Raw genomic sequence first — 18,725 nt, 5'->3', positions numbered from 1 at the left:
GATAGGAGCAAATATGAGTTATTATGATCATTCACAGTCACCAGTTGAATTTGCTTACAATAACAACGGCAAAAATATGCGAGCTATTAACTGGAATGACATTAAAGATGATAAGGATCTTGAGGTTTGGAACAGAGTTACTCAAAACTTTTGGTTACCTGAAAAAATCCCAGTTTCGAATGATATAAGTTCTTGGAATCAATTATCTGATGACTGGCAACAGCTTATAACTCGCACTTTCACTGGATTGACTTTATTAGATACAACTCAATCAAGTGTGGGTGATGTAGCCCAAATTAAAAATTCACAAACTGATATAGAGCAAGCTATCTATGCAAATTTTGCTTTTATGGTTGCTGTCCATGCAAGATCATATGGAACTATTTTTTCTACTTTATGTACTAGTGAACAAATTGAAGAAGCGCATGAATGGGTAGTTAATAATGATGCTTTACAAGCAAGAGCTAAAGCGGTAATTCCGTATTATACAGGCAATGATCCGCTTAAATCAAAGGTTGCCGCAGCAATTATGCCAGGGTTCCTGCTTTATGGTGGTTTTTATTTACCATTTTATTTAGCTGCAAGAGGTAAATTGCCTAATACTGCTGATATTATTAGATTGATCTTAAGAGATAAGGTTATTCACAATTATTATAGTGGTTACAAATATCAATTGGCCGTAAAGAAATTAGCTCCAGCTAAACAAGCAGAAATGAAAAAATTCGTTTTTAATTTCTTAGATAAACTAATTGATTTGGAAAAGAAATATTTGCACGAGCTTTATGATGATTTTGATTTGGTTGATGATGCAATTCATTTCAGTTTGTATAATGCAGGTAAATTTTTACAAAATTTAGGCTATGATTCTCCTTTTACCGCAGAAGAAACTTATATTTCTCCAGAAGTATTCGCTCAATTATCAGCTCAAGCTGATGAAAACCATGATTTCTTTTCTGGTAATGGTTCTTCATATGTAATGGGAACAGGAGAGGAGACTAAAGATGATGACTGGGATTTCTAAAAAGCCATTAGTTGTCTATTATTCTTCCACTTCAAATAATACAGCACGCTTTGTAGAAAAGTTAGATTGTAATTCTATTAGGATTCCTATTAAACTCAGTAAAGAAATTTCAGTTTCTGAAGAATATATTTTAATTACGCCAACTTATTCTGGTGGCCATGGGACTACAGGTGCTGTGCCTAAGCAAGTTATCCACTTTTTGAACAAATTGGCTAATCGGCAAAAATGTATTGGTGTTATTGCTAGTGGAAATACCAATTTTGGTAATTCTTTTGCCTTGGCAGGGGATGTAATTTCTAAGAAATTACATGTTCCTTATCTATATAAATTTGAGTTACTGGGAACAACTGAAGATGTAAATAATGTTAATAAAATAATTGCTGATGCAGGTGAAGACAATGACTGATAATCTTAATCATGATTCATATATTTCTTTAAATGCACTTACTAAATTTAAAGATGAAAAAGGAAATTATAATTTTAAAGCTGACAAGGAAGCTACTAAGCAATATCTTGAAAATCATATTGAACCAAGAATGAAAAAGTTTGCTTCTTTAGAAGAAAAATTAGCTTATTTAGTTGATAATAATTACTATGATAAAAAAGTTCTAGATTTATATACACCTAAATTTATTAAAGAAATTTTCAAATTAGCTTATGCACAAAATTTTAGCTTTTTGAACTTTATGGGTGCAGCTAAATTCTATAAAGCATATGCCTTAAAAACAAACGATAATAAACAATTTTTAGAACGTTTTGAAGATCGGGCTGTTATGAATGCTTTATTTTTAGCTGATGGCAATGAAGAACTGGCCTTGAATTTAGTTAAAGATATTATTAGTAATCGTTTCCAGCCAGCAACTCCGACTTTCTTGAATGCAGGTAAAAAGAGACGTGGTGAATATATTTCATGTTATTTGCTCAGAGTTGAAGACAATATGGAATCAATTTCACGAGCAATAAGCACAAGTCTGCAATTATCTAAACGTGGTGGTGGTGTTGCTCTATGCTTAACTAATTTGCGTGAATTAGGTGCACCTATTAAAAAAATGAAGAATTTATCTAGTGGGATAATTCCTGTAATGAAATTACTAGAAGATTCATTTTCTTATGCCAATCAATTAGGGCAAAGACAAGGTGCCGGTGCAGTTTATTTAAGTGCCCATCATCCCCAGATTATGCAATTTTTAGATACTAAACGAGAAAACGCTGACGAAAAGGTAAGAATTAAATCTTTATCACTTGGCGTAGTGATTCCAGATATTACTTTTGAACTAGCCAAAGAAAATAAAAAGATGGCTTTGTTTTCACCATATGATATTAAACGTGAATATGGTAAACCAATGTCAGATATTTCAATTACTAAAGAATACCAAAATCTCCTTAATAATCCATGTATTAAAAAGACATTTATCAGTGCTAGAAAATTCTTCCAAACTATTGCTGAAGTTCAATTTGAATCAGGGTATCCTTATATTATGTATGAAGATACTGTCAATCGAAGAAACCCACAAAAGAAATTGGGGCGGATCGTGATGTCTAATTTATGTTCAGAAATTGCTCAGGTTAATACGCCAAGTACCTATAATGAAGACTTAAGTTTTAATAAGACGGGCTACGATGTTTGTTGTAATTTAGGATCACTTAATATTGCAGCAGCAATGAATAGCGCTGACAAGTTAGGTGGTTTGGTTTCTGATAGTGTTCAAGCGCTTAATCGTGTTGCCAGGTCTTCAGATTTAGATTGTGCTCCTTCAATTAAAAAGGGAAATAAAGCTAATCGAGCAATCGGTCTAGGAGCAATGAATTTACATGGCTTTTTAGCAACTAATCATATTTATTATGATTCACCAGAAGCAGTTGAATTTACAGGAATTTTCTTTTATACAATTGCATACCATGCATTTAAAGAATCAAATAAATTAGCTGAAAAGTATGGTGCTTTTAAAGGATTCAAAGATTCATCATATGCTAGTGGTGATTATTTCAAAAAATTTATTGATGAGGAAGTCTCACCGAAAACAGACAAGATTAAAGAAATTGTAGCTAAATATAAATTAGTTATTCCAACTAAAGAAGATTGGGAAGAATTGATTACTAAAATTAAAAAGACAGGTATAGCTAATGCTAACTTATTAGCAGTTGCACCTACTGGATCAATTAGTTATTTATCTTCATGTACACCAAGTTTGCAGCCAGTAGTAGCTCCTGTTGAAACACGCAAAGAGGCTGATTTGGGTCGAATTTATGTACCAGCTTATAAGATTAATAAAGACAATTATGAGTATTACGAAAAGGGTGCATATGAAGTAGGACCTAATGCTATTATTGATATTACAGCTGCTGCACAAAAGTATGTTGATCAATCAATTTCGTTAACTTTATTTGTTGAAGATAATGCAACAACAAGAGATTTAAATAAGGCTTATATTTATGCCTTTAAAAAGCGATGCAACTCAATTTATTATGTTAGAGTAAGAGAAAAAGTTTTAGCTGGTAGTGAGAACTTGACTGCAGACGAATGTTTAATTCAAAATGGTGCAGAATGCCAGAAATGTATGATTTAGTTTAATAATAGAAAAGCAGCTAAAGAGTTTACTTTAGCTGCTTTTTTTATACTTTTTTTATATGAGTAGGAAAAATTATTCTTGTTTAAATTGCTTAATATCATTAAGCAGGCTGGTATAAACATAATTTAAGTTAACATATTGTGACCTTTTTTGAAGTTCTTTTAATATTTTTTGTTGCTGATTAGTTAAAGATAAATGTTTTAATGCAATTTGCGATTGAATATACATGACTAGTTTGCTCGTATAAGCCAAAGGATGATCACCTTTTTCAGACTTTTGCATAACTAAGCCTGCGGCATCTCTAATTGTCTTATATTTGTTTATATTTAATTCATTATACATATCATCGAAAAAAGCTGCGATAAAATTGTCCTAGAAAAACATGAAACTTTCAAGCTTTTTTTGTGTAGTTATTACAATATCTTTATCTGCCTTTTTTTCTTTTTCCTTTTTATTCATAAACTACATTTGATGAATAATAGGTCTAAAAATACAATTTAGATTCATCCTTTTGTCACTTCCTCTCATAGAGGCTCTAATTTTTTTATTTTTTATTTCCTAAATCTACTTTTAATATTAATTTTTCTAAAATGTTCATTTTTTTCCTTTGCTTAATTAATTTATGCTTTAAGTATATTGGGTTTTAGTTTGAAAAAATAAAAAAATCGTATTTGAACATTTTCACTTAAAGATGTTCAAATACGACAATTTAAATGTGATTATTTAAAAATTTATCTAGCTCACTTCCATACTCGCTCATTCCGGCAAATTTAACATTAGAAATAATGGTTTGGCATTTATTCAAGTCATCCTTATTATGATTAAAATGATAGCTCGATAAATATTTGTAAAAACAGATCATATCTTTATAAAAAAAGAATTGTGGTTTTAGGAAACTGTCAAATAGTTTGTGTAAATAGATCTTTCTCGTAAATTGATTTTTTAATTTTTTCTTAGTCAAAGTAGGATTCCAATGTATCCTGCACTTGGCCGAAGCCTTTATGGATTCGGTTGAAGTAGCGATCATTGTAGCTTATTGCCTGAATGCCAATGAAAGTATCAAGCGACTGCTCGCTTGGAAACTCTGCTTTGGGCTTTGCCTTGCGTTTAACGACATTGTTAAAGGATTCAATCATGTTGGTGGAATAGATTGAGGGTCTGATCTGTTTGGGATAGTTGTAAAAGACCAATAGATCAGGCTCAATGTCTTTTAGATTCCTAATGACATGATTGTATGCCTTGTTCCATTTGTCATAGAATGCATGAAGAGTTTGTACAGCGGCTGTCTTGTTAGGCTGCCTATGAATCTGCTTGAAATCGTTCATGATTGTCTCACGATCGTCAACACGCACTTTATTGCAAATATTGCGCATGACATGAACCAGGCAGCGCTGAAAATGTGCTTTGGGATAAGTCTTTGCCAGAGCTGTTTTCATGCCGACAACACCGTCAGACAAGAAAAGCTCGACTTGCTTCAAACCCCGCGATCTCATGTTTTGAAGCATTTCAGTCCAAACTTCGACGTTTTCGCTGGGTGCTATGCAGTAGTCGATTACTTCTTTATGGCCATTGGGCCTGATGCCGATGGCAATATAGACGGCTTCACGCTCAAACGTTTCTCGGCACAGCGGAAGATACGTTGCGTCAAGATAAACGCAAAAGAACCTGTCGCTAAGCTTGCGTTTGTGATAGGCTTCAACCTTTGGAATCATTTGCTTGGAAATATTTGATACCTGAGCCGGACTGTAATGGCTGCCGTACATCTTTTCAATCAGATCGGCTATTTCTCTGGTAGTGACGCCTTTGGCATAAAGCTTGATAATCATGCTTTCCAGGACGTCCGAGTGCTGCTTGTAGTCAGGCAGAGTGTGCTGATGAAATTCGCCGTTTCTGTCTCTGGGAACCTGAATTTCGATCTGGCCAAACTGCGTATCAACCTTGCGATAATAGATGCCGTTTCTGGAATTGCCAGAGTTCCATCCGCTTTTTGCATAAGGATCATAGCCTAAAAAGGCAGTCAATTCAGCTTCAAGCAATTGATTAACTGCAGTTTGAATTTCCTTGCGCAAAAAATCATTAACTTTGTCTTGATTGAATAGTGCTTGAGCCATATTTTTGGTAAAATCATTCATGAAGGAGTTCTTCTTTCTGTATGTTGTTTTTTTGTTCAATCCAATCATACGAGAAAGGAACTCCTTTTTCTAATGTTTTCAGAAATTAATTTAAGGAATCATTCATCCTTACACAAACTATTTTACGGTCTCGGTTTTAGTGGTAACTTTTCTGAAGTAGTAACTAAATAATCTACATAGTTGTAATTGTTTTCCTTTATTGACAAACAAAGCAAATTAGCCAATATTGCTAACAATACTTCTTGAATTTCGGTTTCATTACTACTAATAAATTTAATGATTGCATTTTTAGCAATCATTAAATTACTATCTAGGTCATAAAAATCCATGAAATTACAAAATAGAGTTAACTTTTCTTTATTAAGATCGGGAATATTAAATACTCGGTCTTTTAAAGCGTTTCTGACTTCAATATCTGGCTCTTCTTCATCATCCTTTAAAGACTCAAGCCATCCTTTTACTATTAAAATATCGTCAGTCTTATCAGTTGAACCGCTTTTTTCAAGATTCTGTATTATCTTTTTAAGTAGTACTTTGTCTGAATGATAGTAAGCATCCATTACTTCAGCTTCAAGATCTATTTTATATTCATGTTGAAAACTACCTTTTAAGCTTAACTCTTTAAAGAAAGACCATAAAGGAATATTGTTATATTCCAGTATTGCAATCAAATCTTCCGCAGTAATTCGGTGCTCCTTTTTTTCAACTTATGAATACGCTAATGATTATCACTTATCAAAAATTTACATGGTACTAAGTGCTAACATTTATTTATATAAATACACTAAAAAACGCAGCTTTGACTGCGTTTTTTCTAACTATAAATACAATCAAATCATTGTAATAACAATCCAGATTATATTTGTAACTAATAATACTAGTGCAACTATTCCCTTAAATAGCGGACGCTTCTGTAAAGAAGTTAATTGGTTAACTAAATGTTCTACACTAGCACCAATAACTATGTTCATGAGCACCATTACCATACGATAAGGAAAGTTCCCCCACCATGATGTTAAGTTTAGTACTGCTAATAACGTAAAAGTTATTGTTACATCATAAGAATATAAGAGACGTTTTAGCAAAATAATGCACCTGCTTGATAGATCAAGATTTAGTAAATTTATTGATTAATTGCCGGAGAAAACACGGGATTTCAATCCCGTGATGAATCCGGCCTTTTTTAGTTTTTTTGCTTGTTCCCCCCTTCTTTCTTAAACATATGTTTGATATAATCTTAAAAAGAAAGGAGGGAACAAATGTGCTAAAAGGGATCAAATTAAGACTCTATCCTAATAAAATTCAACAAGGTCAGCTTGAGCAGATGTTTGGCAATGATCGTTTTGTTTGGAATCAAATGCTGGCCATGATGAATGAGCGCTATCAGAATAATAAAGCTTTGCCTTTTTTAGGCAAGTTCAAGCTGAATTATCTGCTTAAGCCGCTTAAAAAAGAATATCCTTTTTTGAAAACCAGCGATTCTTCAAGCTTGCAGGTAGTTAATGAATTCCTAACTCAATCTTGGAAGAACTTCTTTCAAGATAAAACTGGCCAAGTAGGCAAGCCTCGTTTTCATTCACGCAAGTATCTGAAAAAGTCTTATACAGGCAAGTCAATCATAAAAACTGCAGGTAAAAGGTACTTGAAGATTCCTAAATTAGGCTATGTCAAAACCAGCAAGACTGGAGTTTTGCAAAACACTAAGATTAAGCGCTACACTGTTCTGCTTGAACCAACAGGAAAATATTATTTGTCTCTACAGGCGGAAATATCTGAACCAGAGAAGTACAGCTTAACTGGCAAACGAGTTGGGATTGATGTTGGCGTGGCTGATTTAGCGATTCTGTCTAATGGGCTAAAATATCCTAGTTTTGACAGTTCTTATTTTGAAAAGAAAGCTAAAATTTGGCAGAAAAAGTATTCTCGACGTAGACATTTAGTTAAATTACTAGTTTTACAAAATAAGAATAAAAGGGTGCTTTGTCCTAGAAGCTTAGAAAGCTTCGCTAATTGGCAAAAAGCGCAAAAGTCAAATACCAAGCTAAAGCAGCAAATCAGCGCAGAGATTATCTGCATAAACTAACTACGCATTTAGTTAAGCAATATGATGTAATTGCGATTGAAGATTTGAAAACCAAGAATCTTCAGAAAAATCATCATTTGGCTAAGTCAATTGCCAATGCTTCATGGCGAATGTTTAGACAAATGCTAGAATACAAATGCGAATGGTATGGCAAGAAACTAATTGCAGTTGATCCCAAGAACACTTCCAGAATTTGTTCAAAATGTGGCTATAACAGTGGCGCTAAGCCATTAGAGATTCGTGAATGGATTTGCCCTAAGTGTCAAACCAAGCATGACCGAGATATTAATGCGGCAGTTAATATCCTGCATAAAGGAAGTACAAAGCTAAGTGGTCAGGGACTGGCCATGGTAACAAGCTGAGTTCTGTGAGTTAGGTATTTGACTAGTTCAATGTAAGATCCTAAACACTACTCAGTGTTCCCAGAAACCCGGCACTTCAGTGCCGGTGTAGTTCATAAACTATTAGAGTACTGAATCCGCCACATATTGCACTCAATACAATATTTAAAACCATATTTGAAATATGTGGCGCAATTATAAAATTATATAACTCTATTACTAGGGTTAAACAGATAAAAGTATAAATTGCTTGCTTTTTTTTCATAAAACTATTGCCATCCACAACTAGTAACTGTTCTTGCTAAGAAATTATAATCAACCCAAACTCCACCTTTAATACTGCTTCCCACTAGTGCAGATACTGATGAGCTAATTGCTCTCACTGCAAAGATAGCTAAACCACCTGAAACATAATTAGCAATAAGTGCACCTACTTACAGCTCCAGCTGCTTGAGCTGTCAATTTAGAAAGTTTTTTCATTTTTTTTGTCCCCCATATTTGAAAAGAATTATTAAGGCTTACCAGGGAATAAAATGATAATTATATCTTCTGGTCTCATAACTTTATTCATTTCTTTCAAGTTTGTTGATCATTATTATACAGAGGCTTAAACGAAAAATATCAAAATAGCTATATTTGACTTTTATTAAAAAATGGTCATTTGTATTTTTTCAAAAAGTTAGCTAATTCATTAGCATATGCGTTCATTTCAAAGGTTCTAAATGCCTCAATTGCTTTATTACATTTACCAAGATATTTTTCCTCACCCAGATTTTTGTACTTAATAAAATTAATTAAAAATAGATATACCGACCTATAAAAAATAAGATCTGGATTATCAATATTTTCTTCTAATACATTTGTATAAAGCTTAATATCTTTTAAATCATTATTTTCAATTAGGATAATCAACATATTTACGCAAAGTGAAACTAGATACTTTTGAATAATAATGTTATTGGTCTCTCGATATTTTCGAATTAAGCTTTGCGATATGATTTTATTATCAGAGAGTGAATAAAATCTCATGGAATTACCATATAACATGATTTTAGCTTCATCGAATTCATCCATGCTAAATAGCTTCTCTCTAACTTTATCTTGCAATTTTTTATTATCTCGAAGACTATTATTCATTAAAGCTAAGAAAATATCCGCATACAATAATTGATCAGTTTTAGCCTCACTTGATAAGCAGCTATCCTTAATCTGCTGTCTGATTTCTTCTAACTTACTTTTATCATTTTGAAAATATGCCTGCGCTAACAAACTATTTAGCTTTTCCTCTAGAAACTGATTTTCTTCGTAATTCTCATCTAATCTACCGAAAAATTGTTTTACTGAAATTTGATTGTAAATCAATAAACTAATTAAATCTTTTGCTGTAATCTTGTGTTTTCCTTTTTCAACTTTGGAATAATAAGATGGAGAAAGTATTTCGCCAGCAAATTCCTTTTGTTTTTTATTTTGGCTAACCCTGCATTCTCTGAGTAATTCTCCTATTGTCACAGAAATCACCTCCGATATCAAAAAATAATTTAATGACTATTTTAGCGATACAAGGATTAAAATTAAAGCAATGAAATATAAAGGGCTCCAACTTGGAGCCTTTTTATGTAGAGTTAAACACTATTCTTGTAGTTAATCATTCACTGCTACGGTAGAATTAACTCCTTTTTCAGTTTTCTTAACTTTAATGCCCATTCGTACAGCTACAAACAAGACAGTTACTTCTACTACTAACAAAACAATTAAAGCATAACGTACATCACCCATACCAGAAATTGTCGTAAAAATAGTAGTCATTACTGTAGCTGAAGCCATGGCACAAGTATTTAACAAGCCCATAGTTGATGCTAAAATTTTATGCTCAACTGTATTAACCAGCCATTGAGTTAACTTGATAGAGGCAATGCTGGCTGTAGCTGCTAGCAAGAAGAAGAATGGTAAGACAATGTAAATGTTAGCGATAATTGTAGCTAAAGTAGTTAAAAAGCTAAGACCACCAGCAACAATTGTCATCGTGAATGCTGAAACTTTTCTAAATAATTGTTGACCAAACATGCTACCAAATGCGGCACCACAGCTAACTAACACGCCCATTACCGCCATAGTAAAGCTGTAATTACCAATTAACATTGTTGACTTGTGTCCTGCCATTACAATTGGAATTAATGCACTCATGGCACCTAATACACCATTGAGTAGAGCTACAATAACCATGATTGTTAATAAGCCTTGCGCTTTTTTAGCTTGAGTAAATGAATCTTTCATAGTGGCAAAGAACTTTTGCTCATTTACTTCTGAGCGTTCAAGAGTATTGCCATTCTTTTTGTGTTTTAATCCAACACTGGCATATAAGAGTCCGGCGGCTAAAAACGTGAAGGCATTGATAAAGGCTAAGTTAGAGTATGACAAGAATAAGAGCAAACCTGAACCAACGAATTGGGCGATCATATTAATGATTTGTGATACCCCACCAGTAAAGCCCTCAGCTTCACCGAATTCCTCTTTACCTACAATATCTGCAATTAATGGTGATACTAACCCACCTGAGTAAGAGCCAAAGGTATCAGAGAAAAAATTGATTACTACCACTGCGATAACAAGGTTCCAATCTGAAACTTTAGCTACAAACAAGAAACCAACAGTTGCGTAGAGAGCGAATCTTACTACAGCCATTAAGAAAATATTCTTAAACTTGTTGCGAGTTCTATCAGCTAAGTAACCAGCAAAAATTTCGAATAATCTAGGAATTGATTCTGAGATTGCAATTAAAGATAGGGCAAGCGAATAATTATGCAATTTACTTGCATAAGTCATAAATGCCAAATAGAAAAGTACGTCGCCCGTGCCTGAAAGAAAACTGGCAATAGAAAATCTTCTGTAGTCCTTATTTTTCAAAAATACGTTCATAATGTTTAACTCCTTTGCTTTAATGTTGATTTAATCTTAGCAAGGAATTAAAATTATTTTTAAAAATTTCGTATTTGAACATTCGGAGGGAAAGCATGACAATTGGAGAATTACTCAAAGAAGAAAGAATTAAAAAGGGACTAACACAAAAGAAATTTGCAGGTGGTATTGTAAGTGTTTCTTACTATTCTAAAGTTGATGCTTTTGTTACGACATAATCAAGAACATAGCCGTCGTCGCTGACAATCGCATGAACTTTGAAACCATAATAGTAGATCTTTTTGGTTGCCTTATAGCCAATATTCGCAGAACCGCGAAAAATCCTTACGCGATAATTGCGAACCGGCTGACAAACTGGAACGGGAAAACTGTCAATAATCAAGAATTGTCCGCTTAAATCAACTTTTTGATTCATTTTTTGGCGTATCTGATAAATCAACTGGAGCAGCTGTCGAGAACGGCGGTTAAAACGCGAATGCGATAGACAGCCGAAGCATTCGCAGAACCTTCTTTGTGATTCGATTCCAGTCTTGGCCTGCCAGATAAGCAAAGCCAAGATTAAACTGTCCGTAGCTTTTACCCGGTTGATGTTTCGCCGTTGACTAAATTCAGCCGGAGCAGATAAACGATACCAGTACCGGCAAATTTTGACTAAATCTTTAAAACCAACTTGTGTTAGGATGACTAAAACGCTTAAGCTTAAGGCAGTTCAATCAGATCAGACTCTTTTCTATTGAATACTACAACTTGAGTCTAGTCCGATTGGACTTTTTTATTAACTAAAACGATTTAACTAGCACCACGCGTATTGGTATCTATGTTTTTAGAGTCTTTATATAGATTAACTGCATTTTTTGCAGTTCCGCTTGTAGCAAGGGCTTCAGGCTTTTTTTGCCCATATTCGCCCCTTAAATAAACATCAGTAGCTTTTACATCGAGCTTAGAAAGGTATAGACGATTCGGTTCATTCTTTTTAGTCTTTGGGTTAAATCCCATTTGCTTTTGTAAGAGTAAGCCAGTTGATTTAAGTTCAGCTTTTATTTTAATAACTGAAACTTGAAAGCTAGAAATCACGCTCTTTCCGCATGGTTTCTAGTCTTTTTTGCGTAAAAATAAAAACGCAGGATTTCTCCGCGTTATACTTTAAGTGTCAAATCCAAAGTAAAGGAGATCCTACGCAATGAAAAGTATAACGCAATTTAACCAAGAAAAGGACACTAAATCTTTAATTTCTTCATTTACTAAGTTAATTGGTCTAGGTGATTTGAGTAAAAAGGTAAACTTCAAACGACATTCCCTGGTTAGCCTGTTAATGGTTATTACCTGGATGATCAAGGCTAGATTTGCGCGAAAGTCGCTTTATCGCTGTCAGCGCGCCAAGAATTTTACTGCTAAAACTGGCAGAAATGTGCTCAATGATGGCCGCATCAACTGGCAGAAGCTGGTCTGTTTGGCTGCTGTTAAACTGATTTCTGTTTTGAAACCGGTAATTGATCGACGTAGAAGATTGGCTTTAATCGTTGATGACACGCTAATGGCTCGTTCTTGTTCTAAGAAGACCGAATTATTGGCTAAAGTCTATGATCATGACAAGCATGAATTTTTAACCGGCTATCGTGGTCTAACTGTTGGCTGGAGCGATGGCAATACTTAGCCTTAAACAAATCACAGATTCAAAGCTATGACGGGCAATGCGGCTACATTGCCGTGACAGCTCTAACTTATGATCTGTTGGCTTGGCAAGAAAGACAGAGTATCGATGATCGAATCTTAGGCGATTTATTCTATTTAATGAATGAAGCGCTGCCTGATTTAGCCTTTGAAGAGGCATTGGTCTACCTGCTTACCGCTCTTAAAGAAGCAAAAGCAGAGATCTCCGCCACAGTGGAACAAATATTAGACAACTTTATTAAGTTATTGCCGGTTTTCATGCAAAAGCAGCTGCTGCGGACATCTTAAAAACTAATTTAAGAGACAAAAAGCCAGATCCAATATGGATCCGGCTAGTTTTAGTGCTTTCAAGTTTCAGTTATGGATTAAAAGTAAAACTAGCGAAAGCGATTACTTATTTATCTCGATAAGAAATACCCCATGCGAAGATCAAAATTAAAATAAAGTTCAATAATAAAGTAAATCCGGTTACCCAGAAAACAGTCGCATAGTTTGAAAAACCCGAAATGGCAGAACCCATTAATGATCCAAGTACTGCACCTACTGCTTGGAAAGACTGATTATAACTAAAAATTCGACCAAAACTTTCTTTAGGAGTATTCAGAGTTAAAACAGTTTGAGCTGCAGGCAACATTCCCGCACTAGCAATACCTAATAAGAAACGTAAGAAGGCAAGCATCCACGGATTATTAGTTAAAGCCATTGGTGCAAATAAAATGAAGCCGATGACTAAACCTACACGCAAAACGCGTAACGGCCCAATTTCATCCATCTTATGGCCAATCTTAGATGCAGCAAGCAAAGTACCAAGTCCTGGCGTTGCTGCTACGGTACCAGCAACAAATGCAACATCAGAACCATGAGGCATCATTGATTTTACGTATAATGAAACGATAGGATCAATTGACATAGTTGAAGATTGAACCAACAGCGTAGTGATGAACATAACGATAATTAATTTAATGCTTGGCAAACTCTTCATGATTTCGCCCATTGGCTTCATCTTTTCGCGAGAAATTGGGGTGAAGTCTTCATGAACCAGGAATGTTGTTCCTAAAAATACGATGAACATCAAGACACCAGTAATAAAGAACGGAATACGATAGCCCCACGCACCGCCAAAGATATTGCCAAAGAAACTGGAAAGGGTACCACCTAATAATGGGCCGACCAAGTTGCCGGCAGTACCAGCGGTCATCATCTGACTCATTACCCAGCCGCTACGTTCGTGCGGCGTTTCACTGGCCATCAATGCGGTAGCGTTGTTGATATAACCCGAAAAAGATCCCTGGATGAATCGCATGATAACGATATAAATCGCATTTGGTGCAAAACCAGTCAAGGTAATAGTAATTGCCATTACGCCGGATGCACGCATACACATTAGTTTTCTTCCTTTACGGTCAGCTAAACTGCCCCAATATGGAGAAACTATTGCCTGGGCGATAAAGGTCATCGCAAATGCTAGACCAGAATATAGGTTAATTTGTAATTTAGAATAATTACCCAAATCAGAAATAAACAGTGAGATAAAGGGCATTGTCATTGAGTAGCCCATCCCGGTAATGAAACAACCTAGCCACAGGGTATAAAAAGCTTTGTGCCACCCCGCAGGCAGATTGCGTGATTTAATAGCAGTCAAATTGTCATCTCTTTCAAAAAATAAGAATGGTTTTTAACATCCATTTTAGCACATACAAAAAACTAAATATTTTTTCAATTTTTTACAATAGAAAAACTATTAACCAAATAATGTGCTACGATAATGGTTCTAGAAGGGAGTTATTCTTTATGGCACATATGTCACGGCGAGAATATCGCATGAAGAAGGAACATAGACAAGGCGGTACAGATCAATCACGAGTTAATTATGCTAAAAATAAGGCAAATAGTCGTGAAGAATTTAGAAGCAAAAAAATTAGCAACCCTAAACCTGCTGCTAATACCAAAATTGATCTTTCACGAGAAAATTATAATCACGTAAAGCTTAATTTTTGGACAATCTTTTCTGATCGACCATATATCTCAGTTGCAATTATTGTTCTAGCACTATTTCTTGCCATAATTAAATTATGGTGGGGATTATTAATCTTACTGTTAGTAGTAATTGTCGGAATACATGTCATTGGCCACAGTCACCACCCTCATCAGGTGCTTAGTCTTGAGTTTCATTTAAAGGCCTCAAGAAAATTAAGCATGTTAAGAGCTTTAGAGTTAGGTGGCTCAGTTACCATGTTTTTGGCTACCTATATGAAACAGGTGGTTACTGTTGATTTCTCATCAGCAGGTTCAACTGATAGTTTCCAAATTATCCAAGGAGCCTTATCCAATAATGGTGGTTACTATGGTCAGCAAGGATCGTATTTCTTGAGTTTGTTAAATACAGTTACTGGCGGTCAGCTTTGGAGTTCATATCGTTATGCTACAAATAGTGCGCAAATGATGGATAGCAACTCAGGGCGCTGGATTATTATGTGGATCATGCTTTTGATGATTGCCCCAGCTTTTTGTGTATTGGCACAATTCTTTAAAGAACCATATTCTAGAAATGTGACTTTGATTACTTCATTGATTACCACATTTAGTTTTATCTTAACTCCTGTTTTAATGCGTAAATGGGTAGTTGGTTATGCTATGGAAAACCAAATGGCGAGAGAAGCAGCGAATAATGCTGTTCACATTGGGACGATGGCCTACGTTGGAATGGCTTGCTCGATCCTAGTATTAATAATTGCAACCTATCGGGTAATTAAACAAGACAAGTTTGAATAAAGAAAAAACAGCTTAGTCAACTTGACTAGCTGTTTTTTTGAAAATTAAGGAATAAATTAATTTTAGTACCAGTTATGTGCTAACCAAAATCTCTTAGCGTTAACCCATGAACCGTAACGACCATAAACGTATCTGTCAGCAGTAAGTTCTTGGTTCTTTGGTGATAAGTCACCGTGTAAGTAACCGATGCTTAATTGGTACTTACCGTAACATGAACCGTTTCTAGCAGTGTAGCTACCGCCTGATTCACGCATTGCGATCCATCTCTTAGCTGCCTTTTCTTTATTAGACATCTTCTTAGCAGCTTGAACAGTTTGACTGGTAGAATTGTTAGCAAAAGTTTGTGCAACTGCGACACACGCAAAGGCAAGTGCTAATGCAGCTACTAATTTAACAAAAATAGATTTAACTTGTTTACTCATTGATTTCATTCCTTATTAAAACTTACTTTTAAAAAATTTATATAGTTCTTAATGACTATGCTTATATATTACAAGGTCTATATGACAGCAATGTTACAAAACGAAAACGGCACTCTTACAATCAGAAAGAAATTGCCTTTTTTAAGCACTTTTACCGATATTTTGGTAAAATTTAGAGTAAATTATGCTAATTAGGAGGCAAATATATGGCAGTTAAACGTTTTTATGAAACTTTCCACCCAGAACATTACGATTTGCGTATTAATGTAAACCGTAAGAATAAAACTATTAATGGTACTTCCACAATTACTGGTGATGTAATTGAAAATCCAGTATTTATTAACCAAAAATTTATGACCATTGATAGCGCTAAGGTTGATGGTAAAAATGTTGATTTTGATGTAATCGAAAAAGATGAAGCAATCAAAATTAAAACAGGAGTAACTGGCAAAGCTGTAATCGAAATTGCTTATAGCGCACCACTTACTGATACTATGATGGGTATTTATCCTTCATATTACGAATTAGAAGGTAAGAAGAAGCAAATCATCGGTACGCAATTCGAAACTACTTTTGCTCGCCAAGCATTCCCATGTGTGGACGAACCTGAAGCTAAAGCTACATTCTCACTTGCTCTTAAGTGGGATGAACAAGATGGTGAAGTTGCACTTGCTAACATGCCAGAAGTAGAAGTTGACAAGGATGGCTACCACCACTTTGAAGAAACTGTCCGCATGTCTAGTTACTTAGTTGCCTTTGCCTTTGGTGAATTACAATCTAAGACTACTCATACTAAGGATGGCGTATTAATTGGCGTTTACGCAACTAAGGCACACAAGCCTAAGGAATTAGACTTCGCTTTAGACATTGCTAAGCGCGCAATTGAATTTTACGAAGAATTCTACCAAACCAAATACCCACTTCCACAGTCATTGCAACTTGCATTGCCAGACTTCTCAGCTGGTGCCATGGAAAACTGGGGTCTTGTAACTTACCGTGAAGCATACTTGCTCCTTGACCCAGACAATACTAGCTTGGAAATGAAGAAGTTAGTTGCCACAGTTATTACCCATGAATTGGCTCACCAATGGTTCGGTGACTTGGTAACCATGAAGTGGTGGGACAACTTATGGCTTAACGAAAGTTTTGCCAACATGATGGAATACTTATCAGTTGATGGTTTGGAACCTGACTGGCACATCTGGGAAATGTTCCAAACTAGTGAAGCTGCATCTGCATTGAACAGAGATGCTACTGATGGTGTTCAACCAATTCAAATGGAAATTAATGACCCAGCAGATATTGACTCAGTCTTTGACGGTGCCATTGTTTATGCTAAGGGTTCAAGAATGTTAGTCATGGTTCGTTCACTTCTTGGTGACGACGCACTTCGCAAGGGTCTTAAGTACTACTTCGACCACCACAAGTTTGGCAATGCCACTGGTGATGACCTTTGGGATGCACTTTCAACTGCAACTGATCTTGATATTGGTAAAATCATGCACTCATGGCTTAAGCAACCTGGTTACCCAGTAGTTAATGCCTTCGTTGCTGAAGATGGTCATTTGAAGCTTACGCAAAAGCAATTCTTCATTGGTGAAGGTGAAGATAAGGGTAGACAATGGCAAATTCCATTGAATGCTAACTTCGACGCACCTAAGATTATGTCTGATAAAGAAATTGACTTAGGCAATTACAAGGTACTTCGCGAAGAAGCAGGTCACCCACTTAGACTTAATGTTGGCAACAACTCACACTTCATCGTTGAATATGACAAGACTTTGCTTGATGATATTTTGTCAGATGTTAATGAATTGGATCCAATTGATAAGTTACAATTGCTTCAAGACTTACGTCTCTTAGCAGAAGGTAAGCAAATTTCTTACGCTTCAATTGTTCCACTTTTGGTTAAATTCGCTGATTCTAAGTCAAGCTTGGTAATTAACGCACTTTACACTACTGCAGCTAAGCTTCGTCAATTCGTTGACCCAGAATCAAATGAAGAAAAGAACTTGAAGAAGCTTTATGATCTCTTATCAAAGGATCAAGTTGCACGTTTAGGCTGGGAAGTAAAGCCAGGCGAAAGCGATGAAGATGTTCAAATTCGTCCATACGAGTTGAGCGCAAGTCTTTACGCTGAAAATGCGGACTCAATTAAGGCAGCTCACCAAATCTTTACTGAAAATGAAGATAACTTGGAAGCATTGAATGCAGATATTCGTCCATACGTTTTAATCAATGAAGTTAAGAACTTTGGCAATGCTGAATTAGTTGATAAGTTAATTAAGGAATACCAAAGAACAGCTGACCCATCATACAAGGTTGACTTACGCAGCGCTGTAACCAGCACCAAGGATCTTGCAGCTATCAAGGCTATTGTTGGCGACTTTGAAAATGCTGACGTAGTTAAGCCACAAGATTTACTTGGTTGGTACCGTGGTTTACTTGCTAACCATTATGGTCAACAAGCAGCTTGGGACTGGATCAGAGAAGACTGGGATTGGCTTGACAAGACTGTTGGTGGTGACATGGAATTTGCTACATTTATCACTGTTACTGCAGGCGTCTTCCATACCCCAGAAAGACTTAAGGAATTCAAGGAATTCTTTGAACCAAAGATTAATGTTCCACTTCTTAGTCGTGAAATTAAGATGGACGTTAAGGTCATCGAAAGCAAGGTTAACTTGATCGAAGCTGAAAAAGATGCTGTTAATGATGCAGTTGCTAAAGCAATTGATTAAGTAATATAAAGTAATAAAAATAAGGATCTATCTGTAAATAGGATAGGTCCTTATTT

At 35.3% G+C, this 18,725-nt stretch carries 12 protein-coding genes and 5 pseudogenes; 8 read left to right on the top strand and 9 right to left on the bottom strand.

Features of this window, described 5'->3' with window-relative positions; all coding sequences use genetic code 11:
- The first annotated feature begins 13 nt into the window (after nucleotides 1–13).
- Genes nrdF through nrdE form a run of 3 tightly spaced genes read left to right on the top strand, consistent with a single transcriptional unit; the run spans nucleotide 14 to nucleotide 3,588 of the window.
- Nucleotides 14–1,021, top strand: a complete 1,008-nt coding sequence (nrdF, locus tag AADV52_RS07475) for a class 1b ribonucleoside-diphosphate reductase subunit beta (RefSeq protein WP_014919513.1) — start codon at nucleotides 14–16, stop codon at nucleotides 1,019–1,021.
- Nucleotides 1,002–1,427: a class Ib ribonucleoside-diphosphate reductase assembly flavoprotein NrdI gene (nrdI, locus tag AADV52_RS07470; protein WP_005720082.1), complete on the top strand. Its 426-nt coding sequence runs from the start codon at nucleotides 1,002–1,004 to the stop codon at nucleotides 1,425–1,427. The genes nrdF and nrdI overlap by 20 nt, the downstream gene beginning before the upstream one ends.
- The gene (gene nrdE, locus AADV52_RS07465; protein WP_014919512.1) at nucleotides 1,420–3,588 is read left to right on the top strand and encodes a class 1b ribonucleoside-diphosphate reductase subunit alpha; all 2,169 of its coding nucleotides are present in this window, start codon (nucleotides 1,420–1,422) and stop codon (nucleotides 3,586–3,588) included. Before nrdI ends, nrdE begins: the two co-directional genes overlap by 8 nt.
- Before the next feature lie 75 nt (nucleotides 3,589–3,663).
- Here the strand turns inward: nrdE and AADV52_RS07460 are convergent, their stop codons facing one another.
- From AADV52_RS07460 to AADV52_RS07450, 3 genes are all read right to left on the bottom strand, one after another.
- Nucleotides 3,664–3,933, bottom strand: a complete 270-nt coding sequence (locus AADV52_RS07460; RefSeq protein ID WP_014919511.1) for a bacteriocin immunity protein — start codon at nucleotides 3,931–3,933, stop codon at nucleotides 3,664–3,666.
- Nucleotides 3,934–4,544: 611 nt separating this feature from the next.
- Nucleotides 4,545–5,723, bottom strand: a complete 1,179-nt coding sequence (locus AADV52_RS07455) for an IS256 family transposase (protein WP_040457022.1) — start codon at nucleotides 5,721–5,723, stop codon at nucleotides 4,545–4,547.
- A gap of 122 nt (nucleotides 5,724–5,845) precedes the next feature.
- The gene (locus tag AADV52_RS07450) at nucleotides 5,846–6,394 is read right to left on the bottom strand and encodes a hypothetical protein (RefSeq protein ID WP_014919508.1); all 549 of its coding nucleotides are present in this window, start codon (nucleotides 6,392–6,394) and stop codon (nucleotides 5,846–5,848) included.
- A gap of 551 nt (nucleotides 6,395–6,945) precedes the next feature.
- Here AADV52_RS07450 and AADV52_RS07445 point away from each other — a divergent pair.
- A pseudogene (locus AADV52_RS07445) lies at nucleotides 6,946–8,060 on the top strand (RNA-guided endonuclease TnpB family protein); the annotation flags it as partial.
- 744 nt (nucleotides 8,061–8,804) lie between these two features.
- Here the strand turns inward: AADV52_RS07445 and AADV52_RS07440 are convergent.
- On the bottom strand, nucleotides 8,805–9,656 hold the full coding sequence (locus AADV52_RS07440) for a helix-turn-helix domain-containing protein (RefSeq protein WP_014919504.1): 852 nt from the start codon (nucleotides 9,654–9,656) through the stop codon (nucleotides 8,805–8,807).
- 132 nt (nucleotides 9,657–9,788) lie between these two features.
- Entirely contained in the window at nucleotides 9,789–11,063 is a 1,275-nt protein-coding gene (locus tag AADV52_RS07435) for an MFS transporter (protein WP_014919503.1), read from the bottom strand.
- A gap of 95 nt (nucleotides 11,064–11,158) precedes the next feature.
- On the opposite strand from AADV52_RS07435, the pseudogene AADV52_RS07430 reads away from it, so the two are divergent.
- A pseudogene (locus AADV52_RS07430) lies at nucleotides 11,159–11,263 on the top strand (helix-turn-helix domain-containing protein); the annotation flags it as partial.
- On the opposite strand, the pseudogene AADV52_RS07425 reads toward AADV52_RS07430, so the two are convergent.
- Nucleotides 11,260–11,776, bottom strand: a pseudogene (locus AADV52_RS07425) (IS982 family transposase); the annotation flags it as partial. The pseudogenes AADV52_RS07430 and AADV52_RS07425 sit on opposite strands and share 4 nt — an antisense overlap.
- Before the next feature lie 139 nt (nucleotides 11,777–11,915).
- Nucleotides 11,916–12,113 (bottom strand): annotated as a pseudogene (locus AADV52_RS07420) (plasmid replication initiation protein); the annotation flags it as partial.
- Between the two features lie 130 nt (nucleotides 12,114–12,243).
- Here AADV52_RS07420 and AADV52_RS07415 point away from each other — a divergent pair.
- A pseudogene (locus AADV52_RS07415) lies at nucleotides 12,244–13,022 on the top strand (hypothetical protein).
- Nucleotides 13,023–13,128: 106 nt separating this feature from the next.
- Here AADV52_RS07415 and AADV52_RS07410 read toward each other — a convergent pair.
- Nucleotides 13,129–14,376: an MFS transporter gene (locus tag AADV52_RS07410; protein WP_014919498.1), complete on the bottom strand. Its 1,248-nt coding sequence runs from the start codon at nucleotides 14,374–14,376 to the stop codon at nucleotides 13,129–13,131.
- Nucleotides 14,377–14,525: 149 nt separating this feature from the next.
- Here AADV52_RS07410 and AADV52_RS07405 point away from each other — a divergent pair, with 149 nt between their 5' ends.
- On the top strand, nucleotides 14,526–15,506 hold the full coding sequence (locus tag AADV52_RS07405; RefSeq protein ID WP_014919497.1) for a hypothetical protein: 981 nt from the start codon (nucleotides 14,526–14,528) through the stop codon (nucleotides 15,504–15,506).
- Between the two features lie 62 nt (nucleotides 15,507–15,568).
- Here the strand turns inward: AADV52_RS07405 and AADV52_RS07400 are convergent, their stop codons facing one another.
- Nucleotides 15,569–15,928, bottom strand: coding sequence for a hypothetical protein (locus AADV52_RS07400; protein ID WP_014919496.1), 360 nt, complete (start codon nucleotides 15,926–15,928; stop codon nucleotides 15,569–15,571).
- 206 nt (nucleotides 15,929–16,134) lie between these two features.
- On the opposite strand from AADV52_RS07400, the gene AADV52_RS07395 reads away from it, so the two are divergent.
- Nucleotides 16,135–18,669, top strand: a complete 2,535-nt coding sequence (locus AADV52_RS07395; RefSeq protein ID WP_014564269.1) for a M1 family metallopeptidase — start codon at nucleotides 16,135–16,137, stop codon at nucleotides 18,667–18,669.
- Nucleotides 18,670–18,725: the final 56 nt, after the last annotated feature.

Origin of the sequence: Lactobacillus helveticus (genome assembly GCF_046109915.1) — a bacterium.
Taxonomy (GTDB): domain Bacteria; phylum Bacillota; class Bacilli; order Lactobacillales; family Lactobacillaceae; genus Lactobacillus; species Lactobacillus helveticus.
The sequence above is the reverse complement of the archived record's forward strand: the minus strand, read 5'-3'. Positions and strand labels throughout refer to the sequence as shown.

Excerpts from the sequence above, each read along its gene's own strand:
- nrdF (WP_014919513.1), top strand. The coding sequence starts at position 14 with ATGAGTTATTATGATCATTCACAGTCACCAGTTGAATTTGCTTACAAT.
- nrdI (WP_005720082.1), top strand. The coding sequence starts at position 1,002 with ATGATGACTGGGATTTCTAAAAAGCCATTAGTTGTCTATTATTCTTCC.
- nrdE (WP_014919512.1), top strand. The coding sequence starts at position 1,420 with ATGACTGATAATCTTAATCATGATTCATATATTTCTTTAAATGCACTT.
- AADV52_RS07460 (WP_014919511.1), bottom strand. The coding sequence starts at position 3,933 with ATGTATAATGAATTAAATATAAACAAATATAAGACAATTAGAGATGCC.
- AADV52_RS07455 (WP_040457022.1), bottom strand. The coding sequence starts at position 5,723 with ATGAATGATTTTACCAAAAATATGGCTCAAGCACTATTCAATCAAGAC.
- AADV52_RS07435 (WP_014919503.1), bottom strand. The coding sequence starts at position 11,063 with ATGAACGTATTTTTGAAAAATAAGGACTACAGAAGATTTTCTATTGCC.
- AADV52_RS07405 (WP_014919497.1), top strand. The coding sequence starts at position 14,526 with ATGGCACATATGTCACGGCGAGAATATCGCATGAAGAAGGAACATAGA.
- AADV52_RS07400 (WP_014919496.1), bottom strand. The coding sequence starts at position 15,928 with ATGAGTAAACAAGTTAAATCTATTTTTGTTAAATTAGTAGCTGCATTA.
- AADV52_RS07395 (WP_014564269.1), top strand. The coding sequence starts at position 16,135 with ATGGCAGTTAAACGTTTTTATGAAACTTTCCACCCAGAACATTACGAT.